This window comes from Mucilaginibacter sp. OAE612 (genome assembly GCF_041806395.1).
GTDB lineage: Bacteria > Bacteroidota > Bacteroidia > Sphingobacteriales > Sphingobacteriaceae > Mucilaginibacter > Mucilaginibacter rubeus.
The window spans coordinates 4,174,993-4,188,570 of record NZ_JBGMUW010000001.1; the positions used below are offsets into that span (position 1 = coordinate 4,174,993).

Genomic DNA, 13,578 nt, shown 5'->3' on the forward strand with positions numbered 1-13,578 from the left:
ACGGCTTACTCGGTGATCAGCCCTTTATTGACAAAATCGACCAGCAGCTTATCCTTTTGGTTCTCTGACCGGTGGGTGCGCAGAATCTGCGGGTACATGTCAGCGGTAATGATGTTCAGGATCTGTACATCGTTGAGCGGCCGCCTGTATAAGTTAGGGTTGACCCGGTTAGACAGATCCGGCGCAAAAGTGATATTGTAATGCGTGATCACATAATTTCTTTTTGACGGCGCGGCCGGCTCTTTTTCGCTTTTTAACGGGCTGCTGCAGTTCAGCGAAAGCAGCGCGATAGCCCCTGAAATGATAAGCTTATTCACCTGTATTTAATTTTACCCTCTTGTCGAGTTTGTTCATATTTAGTTTTTCGTTCTGCCAGGCAAGCGCGACGCTGGCTGCCTCGGAAGTTTTTAAGGATGCTTTTGCTATGGCGTATTCATTGAATAGAAAATCGTTCCAACCCTCCAGAAAAACATTAATACGGTCCTTCAATGCGTCAACCGAAATCGGCAGGTTATCTGACTGGATATGCACTGTATAAATGGCAGCGATCTGGTCTATGATATTGTTGTCCGTAATCAGCTGGCTTTTTTTCTTTTGCAGGTTCTGGTTCAGGATTACAGGCAATCCGGCCAGCTCGTTTTCACTGAGTTTAATATCGGCTTTAAACTGGATGATCTTCTTTTCCAAGGCGGATACATCCTCTTTGAGCTGCATTATCTTTTCACCATTAAGGTTGATTTCTTCCCGCAGGTGCGCAATAAGCAACTGATTACGCTGCATTGCAATGTCCGGGTTCCGGTCTTCGAAAATCCCCATCAGCTTTTTAAAAGCGAGCTTGAACAGCAAAAGGCCAAATGCGCCGAAAACAAATACGAGATAGAAATTAGTATCTGTAAAAGCCATTCCATTGCGCCAGGCTTCCGTGACGTTCCCCTTTGCGAAGTTGACCTCATATACCGCCTGTGTGACTTTGAAAGCAACAGCCCCGTCTAGCAAGACAATGCCGAAAATAAACCCGGCGATCACAGCCCACTTGTTGGTCAGAAAACGATCGATGACAGCAAAAGCAAGCGGTATAATCACAAATAGAAATATAAAGAGCGGGGCGGTACCACTTTTATGCAGTGCTCTGCCCATTGCGTCCGGATTAAAAATCTGGGCAGCCGCTATGGGCATGCCCTGCGCTTCCGCCTCCCTGGCATCAGCGACGCTGAACAGTAAAATATAAGCAGCGGACGAATAAAAAACGATCAGGTAGACCAGCAGCGTCAGATTGAATATAGCCGTAGGAATAAAGTCAAACCATTTAAACTTTGGTTTGATAAATTCCCGCTCCGACAGTTTGATCTGCTGATCGAGCTCCGCATTCTTGTTTTCGAGAAAGGGTATTTTGATGAGCTTCAGATCATCGATATTTTTTAAAGCAACATCCGCTTCAACTTCCAATCCGGTACGCCTGGTTTCCAGGTTCGACTTGCTGATCTCATGCTCCCGCTGCAGGAAATCAATCTGGAGTTCGCAATTTTTCGCCAGAAGATCCAGGTTTTTTACGCGGTGTTCCTCGATCTTGGTCAATAAGCGTTTCTTTTTATCGTCGATCACATCAATATCGTTGATAAAAACAGAATATAACGTATCAAAAGCCTTGTGCAATACCTGGTGGTCTCCATTGTTTGCGCTGCACCGTTCGTATCCCTGTTCCCGCAATAACCGCCTGTCGAAACTTCCTACTTCAGCCGCGATCATTGAATCCAGCACTTTTTCGAACTCCGCGCCTACCTTTGCCGGCACTTCGATGGGAATCCCCTTCGGTCTTTCATTTTTGGCAACAGGAGATCGACCGTCAGCAGTCTCCCCTTTTACCGCTTCAATTCTCTTTTTTATAGCCTCAAAATTCTCAATCAGTGAGGCTACGGTTTCCTGGTGGTTCGTACTAATGATACTTTCATGGTTGTTTTTCCGGGCGTTCACCGTCCAGTTATAAGAGCCGTGCAGGGCGATCCGTTTATCGATCACACAGAACTTCTGATTCATGATACCGTAGCCAATATTTTTGATCTTATGAACGATGGCCCCTTTTGAACTCAAAAGGCTAAAATCCAGCTTTTCATTTTCCTGATTATCAGCAACAATGATTTCGAGGTGAATACCTTCGGATAGTTTGGTGACCAGGATATTAAAGAGATCCTCGTCCGTAAACCAGGCCGTTGCGATAAGGATCTCGAATTCTGCTTTGAGCAACTCTGTCTGTATCCTGGCATAAATGTCCTTGTTATCGTTGATAACCTGTTGATCGATCAGCTCCATTGAAATTTAAGATTTAAATTTTTGATGTTTCATGCGCCCCCGAAAGCTATTTTCCCGGGCAACAAAAACGTTATGGCCCGCCTTTCCCAGCGTCGTTTTATCATTTGTCAACAACAAGCTCCTGTTCCGGCAATGCGCTTTGTAATGGTGTTTTCCGCATTTAAACCGACACACAAACCGATACGATATCCAAACCTTTACACCCTGCATCAGTAAGGAATAAGAGCAAGTGGAAATGATTTCATCTCTTTTGTTGACGGGGTTTGACAACCGTTTACAATTGTATCGATACCGGAAAGATGGAATCAGCAATCGCAGTAGATTATCCTTTATTACAATCCGGCGAACAAAAAGCACAGCCATCCGCCGTCGGATAGGTTTTTTTCGCCTCAGTGACGGCTCCCCTACAGGAAGCAAAAGCACCCAAATGTTTCCGGTTTTGCGGTGCCGGCAGGAACCGGCAATCATCCTGATGAACCTCATGATCTCCGTTAGCCTGGGGCTTGGTATTTACGTAATAAGTTTTCATAACCATGTTTGTTAATTAGTGTCTGTTCAAAATTAGCGCTCCCGAAGCCCCCTTTTTTGCGGGAAACCGCCCGGGATTAGGGCTTTGCAGTTCATCCGACGACTGAGGGGTTATAGGGCTAACCGGGCAGGCCTGAAAGGAAGAAAATGAATTTGGGGCTACACTAAAAAAAAGAAGCTGATACCAGAAAACACCGCGGATGCCCTGAAGCTGTTCAAAAGCAGGCTTCGCTGCCTGAAAGATAAAAGGTGTTATTTACGCATGAAATTGCTTACTTTAGCAAAAGAAAAGGGCCATCCGGCCCGATTTGTGATAAGGTTTAGGTTTACAGGGGACCGGCGCGATGCTGCGTCCCCTGTTATTTTTTATGTTTTATCCCGAACTGGTATGAGCGGCCTACGTATTGCTTGTTTCAGATGATGCCCATATCCTTGCAGAAAATCACAAGCTGCTCGTTCTTCGAAAAGTTCAGGGCGTCCCGCATTTGCTTCAGGCGTTTTTCAACGCTGCGTAAAGCTGAGGACTGCATGTTCTTTTGTTGCAGATAATCGGGGATATTTTTCTGGAGCACCCCCTGGGACAACAGGGTGATGATCATTACGTCCAGCTCGGTGAAATCGTAGGCATTCTTTCGGGCTGTAACCTGCCGGAGGTGTGTGGGGTAATGTACTTTCCCGGAAAAAATGGTTTCAATAGCGGTGCGCAGCTCCTGCGCGTCATGACGTGCCTTGCGGACGTAGCCGTCGACTTTCAGTCCTTCGAATAACGGTTCGATCACCCCCGCCCTGTGTTCCGCTGAAAACACCAATACCTTCAGGTCCGGCTGCACCTGCCGCACCGCCCTGATCAGCGCTTCGCCATCCGCCAGCCGCTGCGGGTTATCATCCGGTTCAAAAAACAGGTCCGTAACCAACAGCCCGTAAGGCCGTTTGTTTCTCAGTTCAATCGTCACCCTTTTCAGGGCCTCGTCACAGTAATAAGCAAAGTCCGGGTCCGGCACCCCCAAATCCGCCAGCGTCTTCCTGACGGAAATGCTGGCACTTTCATGGTCTTCGGCGATCAATACGTTTTTAAACATCATACAGCTTTTAGATGGCCGGGAAGGTGATATGGATTTTCAGGCCCTTTTCCTGGTCAGTGTCAAAGTTAAGTTCCCCGCCAATGCTTTTGATACGGTTTCCCGTATTCCGCAGGCCGTTCTTTTTTTTCAGGATGCCGCTGATGCCCCTGCCATCGTCGGTGTAGTGGATATGTATTTTTTTGTCTTCGACATTGAACCGGAGGGCTACGTTTTCCGCCTGGCTGTGTTTGCGCATATTGACCATGAGCTCCTGCAGGACTGCCCAGAGTTCATCCTGCTGTTCCGGACCGGTATGTGCCCAGAAATTTTCCGTATTACCCGCGGACAGCACCCGGATCCGGTCTGTGGCAAAGGAATTCAGCATGGCGGCGACACGCTGATGGAATGGTGTTACCTGGGGCCTTTGATCCTCATAGGAAATATCCCTGGACCTTTCATACAGGTTGTCGATACTGTCCAGCAGCACCGCCTTGTCTATTCCGGACCCGTTTTCGACTTCCTTCATGATCCGGTAAAGGCCGTTGGCCACCACATCGTGTACTTTTTTGGAGGTTTTCAGCTCACTTTCCCTGATCGCGTTCGCCGCCTCCAGCTCCAACCGTTGCCTCCTTTTACGATACCAGAACCGCAAAAAGAACACGCCCAAAACGATCAGGACAAAAGTCCCTACAATGACCACCCTTTGCCGGTCGATCTGGTACTTTTTCTCCGTATTTTCTTTTTGCAGTTTGAGCTTGTCCGCCCGTTCTTTCTGTACATTATAACGGATCAGGGCGAACTGGTTCTTGGATGCATTGCGTGCGGTTTGTATACTATCCCCGAGCTCCCGGTATTTTACAAAATAGCCCCTGCTTTCTTTCGGGGGTGCCAGCCTGACCAGTTTTTCCAGGGCGTCCAGCCGGTTGTCCGGGCTTTGAAGCCGTTGCGCCACAGCATAAAGCCTGCGGGCGTAACTTAAGGCCAAATCCGGGCGGCTGGGGGCATAATAATCCGCCAGGTGCGCAAAACTCGAGTTCTGCCCCCATTCATCTTTTTCCTCCACGCGGATAGCAAGCGCTTTTAAAAGGTCCGGTGCGGCATCATAACGGGGATTACTCAGCCATTGGGTGGCCGCCATATTGGTCAGCGCCCGCGCGTAAGCAGCCTTATCCTTCCCGGTTTTCGCCGTAATTGTCCGATAGATGTTCAGCGCGGGTCTATAGGCTTTCTGCTCCCGGTAAGCATTGGCCTTATTGTTCAGGATCACCAGCTTCAGCTGCTCATCGGTCGTGGCAGCGAGCGCCCGGTCATAAAAGCTGATCGCGGCCCCGTAGTTCTTCAGGTTGAAGCTGGTCATGCCCAGCTCGTTGTAATCATTGACCAGGCTGCTGTGGTCTTTGCCATCCTTTTCATCCAGGAACTTCAGCGAGAGCAGCAGGCTTTCCTGCGCACCAAAATCATCCCCCGCTTCCGACTGGATCATCCCCATATTGGTATAGGCCATGGCCACCTGCTGGCTGTCTTTGGAAGCCGATACGACCTCATTGAAATAGTAAAAAGCGGAGTCTGGCCGGCTGGAAAGGAAAGCGTAGGCTTTCCGGTAAGTATCCCAGTTCGCCTTCGGAACCGGCCGTTTGGCTTCCCGGCAGGAACACAGTACCGCCAGGCAGAGGCCTATGCATAAAGACAGCTTTCCCGGTGTGATCATGGGAGCTAAATGTAGGAAAAAGCTTTGAAGTACTACAGGACGGAAACAAAAAAGGCAGGCCTTCCGGGCCTGCCTTGATAACAGTATTTAAAAACCACCTGGCGGCGGAGGTGGCGGAGGGGGCAGGTGCCCGTTATCGCCGCCGCTGTCGGCATTAATCGTTACTGTGCCGTTGCCTGTTCCGGTCTGATGGTTATGTGCAGGGCATGCGAATGCCATAAATATTGCAAAGAATAGATTAAACATTTTCCAAAAAATTTAAATAAGTAAGCTAATGGCCGGCACCCGGGGGGATCGGTCCCGGGCCTGGCAAACTGCGTAAGAAGCGCTTCTTACATTTTTTTGGGAAGTGCGGGCAACGATCGCAGAAGCCGGGTTACCGCTTCCCAAGCCGGTTAGCGGCCGCCGCTTTCGCTGCTCTTTTTTTGAAACCTGGCGGGGAGGTTTTCCCTTAGCTATCGGGCTGCCCGTCTGATTACGAAAGCAAATGTATAGCGGCCTAAACCGCTTTGCAGCAAGGAATTCCGGTAATTCCGGTCATTCCGGCAGGATTCCGTAAATGCTACCGGAATTCCGAAAATTCCCTTAGTTTTACTTTAAATTTTTTTGGAAAATGTTTGCTGATTATCAAAAGCAAGTCCTGCTGACCTATCACGAAAAGAAAACGGCGAACCGGCTTTCGCCCAATTTGGTCAATACCACGCCCGGCAGGTTGCGGGAGGAATGTATGGCCGTTTTTACCGCGCGCTACGACCACCATCATGACGAAAAAATACTCCGGCAATTCTTCGGGCATCGCGAAGATGCGGCCGCGTATTTGCGGGCGATCACCAATCTTAAAGCAGAGAAATTCAAACCGCTTGATAATTTTTTAAAGGGGGGTACCTCCGTCACTCAGGAAAAAAACATCGAGCTTTTGGCCTGGCTGGTCGACTTCAGCCCCCGCCCCTACGCGTGGGACCGTTCCTATGTGGAATTAGAAAGGGCGCATCATCCTGAAGCCGGACAAATGGATTTGCCGGGGAGGATCTTAGAAGAGGAAAAGCGGGAAGAAGAAAAGGAAGGGCGAGCTGTCATGACTACGCCCGGTGTACCTGCACAGACAAAAAATCAGTTGCCCGGTCACCACGCAGCGGAAACGCATGACCAGGCTGTTCTTCGCCCGCTCACGATTAAAACTTCCCGAAACTCAAGGTTAAGAAATACGGCTGTTTTACTGTTGTTATTGTGTGCCTCAGGCGGAGGGATCTTTTGGGCCTGGAACGCGAAGAAAATTAAGGAACAGTGCATGTGCTGGGCAGGGGACCATTACCGTTCCATCTCCTGCCGGGAGAAATTGAGCGGTTCGGATATTTTTGGGATGGACAGCCTGCAAATGGCCCATTTCAGAAAAATCACCAGGCCGGACACGCTCAGCCAAAGGTCGCTGGGCCATGTCTGGTATTCCAAAATCGACGGAGATGTCGAATTTTATACCGCGGGCGGCTTTCACCCGGTTCACCGGGAACGAAAGCTGAAGCCGGTGACCATATACATCCTGAACAAATACGCCAGCCACGCTGCGCCGGCAACGGTGGCAAAGAACTAATGGCAAGTTTTCATCAGCATGGAAGGCGCTTCGCTTCCAACACGGCAACGGCAACGAATGCCGGCCGGATATACGATTACCAGACAGGCAGGAAAGCGGATATGATTGCCATCAGCCTCTAGCTTTCGCCGATAATTCTATAATGAAAACGGGCGTTGACAGGCCTCCCACCAGTCAAAATCCCGCAAAAGCATGCCCTGCTACTACCAACAACCCGGGCAGCCAGCCTTGTATCTGGTTAAGGCGTTCAGCCTATTTTTTGCAAACCCCGCAGGTCAGCCCCTGCTTAGCACAACGCTTACAATATTTGCAATTCTTGCAGGCCCTGCATGGGTTCTCTCCCTTGCAGGTCGCGAAGCTGCTATTCGAGGTTTTAACAGTTGAATTAAAGCTTGCTTTACACAATAACGTTCCGGCAATCAGGAACAGCAGGATAAGGTGTCTTTTCATGATCATTCAGTTTTTGGTTGCTAAACTTACCAAACCCACCTGACAAATCAAACCCGTCAAAGTCATTTGATAAACAAATACTTAGCTTCATTAAAATACGTTTATCAAGGCTGGCTTTTTAAACCCTTTTCCGGGCTTTTTGCCGTCGTGACTTCTGATTTCAGAAAGACCATACTAAATTAATTAGCAAAATTTCAAATAAAGATTTTCATCTGTCATTTGCTTTCCTACATTTGCCACATGAGAAAACAAGTATTATCAGGAGCATTGATAGCGATATCGGCGGCTTTAATTTCATGGGGATACAAAGGGCACAGGGCGGTGGCGACGATAGCACAAAAGCATTTAACTTCAAATACCGCCTATGCGGTTTCCGCTTATTTGAAAGGCGAAAGCATGGCGGATGTGAGCACCTGGGCTGATGACCATCGCAACCCTACAACGGGTAAGTGGCACTTTTTAAACCTCCCTTTGGGTCTAAGCCACCAGCAATTTGTTGACTTTGTTAACCAGCAAAGCAATGATAATGTTTACGGGGCCATACTTAAAGAGGAAGCTATTTTAAAAGATCAGGCTTCGACACCGGATCAAAAGAACAGCGCGCTTAAATACCTGATCCATTTAGTCGGTGATGCGCATCAGCCTATGCATGTCAGCCGTGCCGAAGATAAGGGAGGCAATACGATCCAGGTGCGATTTGATCATGCAGGGACTAACCTGCACAGTTTATGGGACAGCAAGTTAATCGATCATGAGGGATTAAGTGAGAAAGAGATCGCCAAACAATATGACTGGGCCAATGATGCGCAAATCGAGAAATGGCAGGCGGCCAGCCCGATGGAATGGCTTTGGGAGAGCTATCAGATCAGTTCTGAACTTTACGCGGATATTAAATCAGGGCAAAATATTGATGAAGCTTATTATAAGAAGTATATTCCAACCGTACACTTACGGATCGGTCAGGCTGGCATCAGGTTGGCGGGAGAACTGAATAAGTTATTTAGTGATACCAAAGTGAAGGCGATTAAAGCTGACCCGGCAAGTACTCCTACTCTATCAAACAATTCAGCTCCGGCTCAGAAGATCAAACTTGAGGATGTAAAAAATAATGTTGGGAAAGCTGTTTCTGTTACCGGGAAAGTGTTTAGTAGCAAAGATATCAAGAGCATGGTATTGGTTAACCTCGGTGCGCCTTACCCCAAGCAGCTGCTGACAGTCGTGTTAAAGGGCGATGCCAGGCAATTAACATCTCAAATAGCAAATAGAACTGTAACAGTACAGGGAAAGATAATTGAATATCAGGGCAAGCCTGAGATTGTTGTTGAGGATACGCACGCTTTAAGTATTGAAAATTGATTTAACGAAGCTATAGTATTTTGGAACAGGAAACGCCAGGCTGATCAGGTCTGGCGTTTATTTTATATGTTTTTTTTCAATTGTCTGCTGCAACCACTTGCCCCCTCACTAATTTCACTTAACCTTATAACTCCAAATTCGTTCCTTTCCAAAGCATTACTTTTGGCGACAAAAGCCGTTCTTTTACGATAACAACTCCAATTAATTCTATGTATAAAAGATAAATGTTCAGTTATCCTTTATTTATGGCATAGGATGCACAAATCGATCGTACAATCACTAAAAACAATTACGAGTGGGCCTGTTTAACAAAGATGGTTCATGCGTTACGAAAGCACGCCTTGCAGTTGGAGATAGATCTAAATATTGGGTATCTAAAATGTAAGTATTAGAGGTGATTACAGCGCAGATGTGTTTTATAGTTTATTTTCAAAATAAAAATTTCGAGATCGAGCGCTTTGTTTTAATTAACAGGCAATTTAAAGAACATAAATTCCAATAACCATTCACAAATTGTTAAAGCGATATTATTGATTAGAAACAACTATACTAATTTGCTTACATGTTGGGTAAATTCGAAGTGGAGGCCCAACCTATATTAATTTTGTGCCCAACTGCGTTAAGCTGTGACTACACGGTATGGGTTTTTAATAATGATATTGATTTAGCTGAGTGTAAAGCACGACCTTTTTCAGATTACAGATATATTTTAAAGCAACATACTTTTTGCATTTCCTTTCAGTTCAGCCAGGTAGTCCAAATGGCTTACAAATTCATAATTCAGGTCATTGAGTTCAATACCCTCTTTCGTATACTTCCAACAGATGAAGTTGGGGGGTATGATCTGCTTTGTAACGGGTCAACGTTGACTTCACAAAGGTCCTATCAAGGTCTTCACTTGCTCATTGTGGACAGTTCGCTTCCAAAACAAGCAAGAGGTTGCTGTTTTGGAATATGCGGGAATCCGTAAAAAAATGATTTGTTAAGGACTTAGTTTTGATTCTATATTTAAATAATTTTATCATGGCAGCAGCTTATGTAGAACACAGGCCAATTTCTTCAGACAAGAATGCGGCTGTCGACCATCATGTCGTTATCGTTAATGGTGCTTCCGTTGGCGGCAAATTTGATACCCAACGAGAAGCCAAGGACTATGCTTGTAAGCAAGGTTACAGTCCGGTTCATGTCGCGCGTGAGCGCCACTTACAAAACAGGGATATTCCGGATCATTGGAGAAAAGATCCTTGCTAAGTTGTAAGTGTTAAGCCGGAGGGCTCGCTCTTCGGCTAATTTAATGTCTAACGCGGCTTTGTCGGTCGTTTTTTTAGATTATCAACGACTTAGTTATATTCCTGCGTCCCAAAAAAGATCCGGTCGATAATAATCGAGGGATGACCGCCATGATCAGGACGATAAAAGTACGCACGCCATATTTCCACCGGCTCATTGAATGGGAAAGTATGATTTGCCGTTCTACCTGAAGGATGACGACGATAAAGCGGGCTGCGCCTGATATCGCGTAATACCAACTGACTGCCAGATATTTGCTAACACAGGCCTAACCAATAAAGCCCCACAAGATGAAGATGATGAGCAATGCGGTTGGATAGCGTTTAACTGCGCGGTGCGCGACCTCGCTGCGACCGTTTAATACTTCGTATTTATAACCGGTCAGAAAACATCCAAACCGTATCCACCTGTCATACATCTTCAAAACCTCCAACCCTGTTATGGCCAAAAAAAACATACAACAATTCTGATATCACAAGGGACTGTGGTCGAAACAGACGAGAAAACGATAATATAGTATATACCGGACAACAAAATAAGGTGGTAATTATAACCCATTTCCAATACAAGGCAATATTAACCCAACTATTATTCAACCTATCGCATTCAAATGAAAAATTGCAGTTTAAACGATCTGCAAATTGCGTAGAACCAATATTGCAAGATCAAATGTAATTTCAGGTAAATATTGTTTCCATATCCGAACGCTCTATCGTTAAATTAACGCTGTGTTCACCCTTCGGCCGGGTACAGTGAGGGACACCTTGGGGGATGGTGAGCACCATGCCGGGCGATAACTCAAAAATCCGGTTTGGTGTTTCAATGATGACCACGCCCTCCGAGCCGATAAAGGTTTCGTCCGAATTCGGATGATAATGCCAGGGGTAGGGTGCTGTCATTACCCCCATGCGCACCACATGGTCATTCAATTCGCTGATGGCCGTATTCAAATATGGGCTACTGTTGGCTGCCGGCAACGAAAGTGGATCGATCAATTGCATCCTCATATCAGGCCCCCTTTTTTGCTTTCAAACTGCTCATCAGCTGATCGTAAAGGTCATCGCTCTTGGCTGCTTTTGGTTTAAGTTTTTTGATCGTCGGCCGTTTACCTTTCGCTTTTGCCTCAATGATCTTCATCAGCTCATCGTGGTACTGATCTTTATATTTGGATAGGTCCAGCGGCTCCGCATATTGGTTGATGAGCGCCAGGCCCATGTCCAGTTCTTTTTTACTCACGGTGATGTCATCATCGAGCGCCAGGTCTTCCTGGTTGCGGATCTGTTGTTGAAAGCGGATACGGGTAACCACGATATCCTTATCCACCGGGTGTACGATACAAAGGCTCTCTGTGCTCCTCAGCACGAAACGCGCTAAGCCCGCCTTGCCCGACTTTTTCAGCGCCTCCAGCAACAGCGCATAGGCCTTGTTTTTCCTCGTGGCCGGCTGGGTATAATAGGAACTTTCATAATACATCGGGTTGACCGAAGCCAGATCGACAAAATTTTCGATCTCGATCACTTTGGTTTTTTCCGGCGCTGCCGCCTCAAAGTCTGCCTCTTCGATGATTAAGTAATCATCATCATACTTATAGCCTTTGACAATTTTGTCGTAGGGAACTTCCTTCCTGGTGTTTTCATTCACTCGCATGAACTTGATGTTCGCATGGTCACGGCTGTCAAGCATATCCAGGTCAAGCCTTGTTTCCTGCACAGCTGAGAAAAGCTTGATCGGGATACTTACGAGCCCAAAACCGATTGATCCTGTCCAGATTGATCTCATTGCTCCTTGTTTTTAAAGTCCAGGTGCTTATTGCCGGGATGCTGTAATTGAGCTTCGATCTGGTCAGCCAGCAAATAAAGTAATTCTTCTTTGAACCCGGCTTTGTTCTGGCATATATGAAGGAAATCCTGTGCATCCGGTTCAAAGCTGGCTACCATGCTACCTCCCTCGTAGACATGATAACGGCACCGGGTTTCGTCGTGGTGCGGATATTCTCCGACCTCAAAGTGATGAACCTCTTTATCTAATGTTATAGTGATGGGGTAATTGGCCATAAGGTTTCATAATAAATAACCCGGTAAATAAACCGGGTTATTTGGTTGTCAATAAATTAAACTACCGTGGTATCCCTCCTGAGGAACCCCAGGATTAAGGATATAATCGCGATAACCAATAATACATGGATCAGCCCCCCGGCTGCGTATGCAAATGTTCCGATAGCCCATCCGATGATAAGGATGACGGCTACGATGTACAGTAATGATCTCATTTTATTTTTCTTTAAGTAGATGATATGATAAACATGCAAAGCTGTTTCAATTGCCTTGCCAGGTAGAAATTTCTTTTCGCTGCATAGCATTTTAAAAAAGCTGTCCCTAAAGACAGCCCTATAAAAACTACACGGAAATTAGATTTTTGCGGCATCCCGCAAGGCTCTGATCTGATCATGTGCAGCACTGATCTCCTGTGCCTGACTGCTGACTGTTTCGCGGGCGTTTACCGGCAGGTCTTCACTGTTCAAAGCATCCTGATAGGCTTTTTTGATCGCATCCTCACCCCTTTCCGCTTCCGATAAGATTCCGGCACGGTCGCTGCCCCCAAATAAAGATTTGACATCGATCCAGGCGCGGTGCAAGGTACCGCTAACACTGTTACCGGTTTCTACGTCGTCGACGTTGCCTACCAGCGCCGCCAGTTCCTGGCTGTTTTTGCGGCTCTGTGCAGCATAACGCTGAAACAGTTCCTTAAGGTCAATATTTTCGTCTTTGATATCCGCGATTGCTTTTTCAAAACCGGCTACGCGGTCGTTGTTGATCTCGATCAGGTCATTAATTACGCCTGTTGCTGCTGTTGTAGTACTCATCATGTTTTTCTTTTTGATAGGCTTGACTTATCTCCAATACCGTGCCATTTATAAGAAATAAATTTAATCCGTAAGAAATTTCAATAAAAAATACTAGAGGCGTATTTTTTTCTAAACGAATGGAATGTCGGATCAGACCTACCAGCCGCTCAAACTTTCACCGGGTTGGCTGGCGAGCCAACCACTGCCTGATAGCCTGCGCTTATCCATGCAACGGCGATGGAGGTCAGTATCGCCACTGTCCGTTAAATAATATGGCTGATCTTAATGGCAGGTGGATGCTACCTAAGCGTATTGTTGCCGAAAATAGCGGTAAAAATTCGAATGCAATTGCAACAAATTCGAAAGTGTTCCTTTCGCCTTTGACGTTTATTTGTGCCGGGCATTAACTGGTGATCCTCAATGGTGATCTGATCGCCTCAGCCCA

16 protein-coding genes are annotated in these 13,578 nt (G+C 46.6%); 4 read left to right on the forward strand and 12 right to left on the reverse strand.

The features are described from left to right. Nucleotides 1-5: 5 nt before the first annotated feature. The 6 genes from ABID99_RS17430 to ABID99_RS17455 all read right to left on the reverse strand — a co-directional run bounded on the left by ABID99_RS17430 (nt 6) and on the right by ABID99_RS17455 (nt 5,850). Nucleotides 6-317 (reverse strand): hypothetical protein, encoded by a 312-nt coding sequence (locus ABID99_RS17430; protein ID WP_373614548.1) that lies wholly within the window; start codon nt 315-317, stop codon nt 6-8. Then, entirely contained in the window at nt 310-2,307 is a 1,998-nt protein-coding gene (locus ABID99_RS17435; RefSeq protein ID WP_373614549.1) for a phospholipase D-like domain-containing protein, read from the reverse strand. The genes ABID99_RS17430 and ABID99_RS17435 overlap by 8 nt, the downstream gene beginning before the upstream one ends. A 322-nt stretch (nt 2,308-2,629) precedes the next feature. After that, the gene (locus ABID99_RS17440) at nt 2,630-2,836 is read right to left on the reverse strand and encodes a hypothetical protein (protein ID WP_373614550.1); all 207 of its coding nucleotides are present in this window, start codon (nt 2,834-2,836) and stop codon (nt 2,630-2,632) included. A 412-nt stretch (nt 2,837-3,248) separates the two neighbouring features. After that, nucleotides 3,249-3,917 carry a response regulator gene (locus ABID99_RS17445; protein WP_373614551.1) on the reverse strand — a complete coding sequence of 223 codons (669 nt, stop codon included), beginning with the start codon at nt 3,915-3,917 and terminating at the stop codon, nt 3,249-3,251. A gap of 7 nt (nt 3,918-3,924) precedes the next feature. Continuing rightward, nucleotides 3,925-5,604 carry an ATP-binding protein gene (locus tag ABID99_RS17450; RefSeq protein ID WP_373614552.1) on the reverse strand — a complete coding sequence of 560 codons (1,680 nt, stop codon included), beginning with the start codon at nt 5,602-5,604 and terminating at the stop codon, nt 3,925-3,927. Between the two features lie 87 nt (nt 5,605-5,691). After that, the gene (locus tag ABID99_RS17455; protein ID WP_373614553.1) at nt 5,692-5,850 is read right to left on the reverse strand and encodes a hypothetical protein; all 159 of its coding nucleotides are present in this window, start codon (nt 5,848-5,850) and stop codon (nt 5,692-5,694) included. 367 nt (nt 5,851-6,217) lie between these two features. Between ABID99_RS17455 and ABID99_RS17460 the strand changes: the two genes are divergently transcribed. Further along, entirely contained in the window at nt 6,218-7,192 is a 975-nt protein-coding gene (locus ABID99_RS17460; protein WP_373614554.1) for a hypothetical protein, read from the forward strand. A 397-nt stretch (nt 7,193-7,589) separates the two neighbouring features. On the opposite strand, the gene ABID99_RS17465 is transcribed toward ABID99_RS17460, so the two are convergent. Further along, entirely contained in the window at nt 7,590-7,733 is a 144-nt protein-coding gene (locus ABID99_RS17465; protein ID WP_373614555.1) for a hypothetical protein, read from the reverse strand. Between the two features lie 149 nt (nt 7,734-7,882). Between ABID99_RS17465 and ABID99_RS17470 the strand changes: the two genes are divergently transcribed. Both ABID99_RS17470 and ABID99_RS17475 read left to right on the forward strand, forming a co-directional pair. Further along, nucleotides 7,883-8,998 carry a S1/P1 nuclease gene (locus tag ABID99_RS17470; RefSeq protein ID WP_373614556.1) on the forward strand — a complete coding sequence of 372 codons (1,116 nt, stop codon included), beginning with the start codon at nt 7,883-7,885 and terminating at the stop codon, nt 8,996-8,998. A gap of 1,023 nt (nt 8,999-10,021) precedes the next feature. Continuing rightward, nucleotides 10,022-10,249 (forward strand): hypothetical protein, encoded by a 228-nt coding sequence (locus ABID99_RS17475; RefSeq protein ID WP_373614557.1) that lies wholly within the window; start codon nt 10,022-10,024, stop codon nt 10,247-10,249. Nucleotides 10,250-10,965: 716 nt separating this feature from the next. Here the strand turns inward: ABID99_RS17475 and ABID99_RS17480 are convergent. From ABID99_RS17480 to ABID99_RS17500, 5 genes are all read right to left on the reverse strand, one after another. After that, nucleotides 10,966-11,295: a cupin domain-containing protein gene (locus ABID99_RS17480; RefSeq protein ID WP_373614558.1), complete on the reverse strand. Its 330-nt coding sequence runs from the start codon at nt 11,293-11,295 to the stop codon at nt 10,966-10,968. A gap of 1 nt (nt 11,296) precedes the next feature. After that, nucleotides 11,297-12,067, reverse strand: a complete 771-nt coding sequence (locus ABID99_RS17485) for a Ku protein (RefSeq protein ID WP_373614559.1) — start codon at nt 12,065-12,067, stop codon at nt 11,297-11,299. Beyond that, nucleotides 12,064-12,342 carry a hypothetical protein gene (locus ABID99_RS17490; RefSeq protein ID WP_373614560.1) on the reverse strand — a complete coding sequence of 93 codons (279 nt, stop codon included), beginning with the start codon at nt 12,340-12,342 and terminating at the stop codon, nt 12,064-12,066. The genes ABID99_RS17485 and ABID99_RS17490 overlap by 4 nt, the downstream gene beginning before the upstream one ends. Before the next feature lie 56 nt (nt 12,343-12,398). Beyond that, the gene (locus ABID99_RS17495) at nt 12,399-12,557 is read right to left on the reverse strand and encodes a lmo0937 family membrane protein (protein ID WP_143020773.1); all 159 of its coding nucleotides are present in this window, start codon (nt 12,555-12,557) and stop codon (nt 12,399-12,401) included. A gap of 138 nt (nt 12,558-12,695) precedes the next feature. Beyond that, nucleotides 12,696-13,154: a PA2169 family four-helix-bundle protein gene (locus tag ABID99_RS17500; protein ID WP_373614561.1), complete on the reverse strand. Its 459-nt coding sequence runs from the start codon at nt 13,152-13,154 to the stop codon at nt 12,696-12,698. A gap of 116 nt (nt 13,155-13,270) precedes the next feature. Between ABID99_RS17500 and ABID99_RS17505 the strand changes: the two genes are divergently transcribed. After that, nucleotides 13,271-13,540 (forward strand): hypothetical protein, encoded by a 270-nt coding sequence (locus ABID99_RS17505; RefSeq protein WP_373614562.1) that lies wholly within the window; start codon nt 13,271-13,273, stop codon nt 13,538-13,540. Nucleotides 13,541-13,578: the final 38 nt, after the last annotated feature.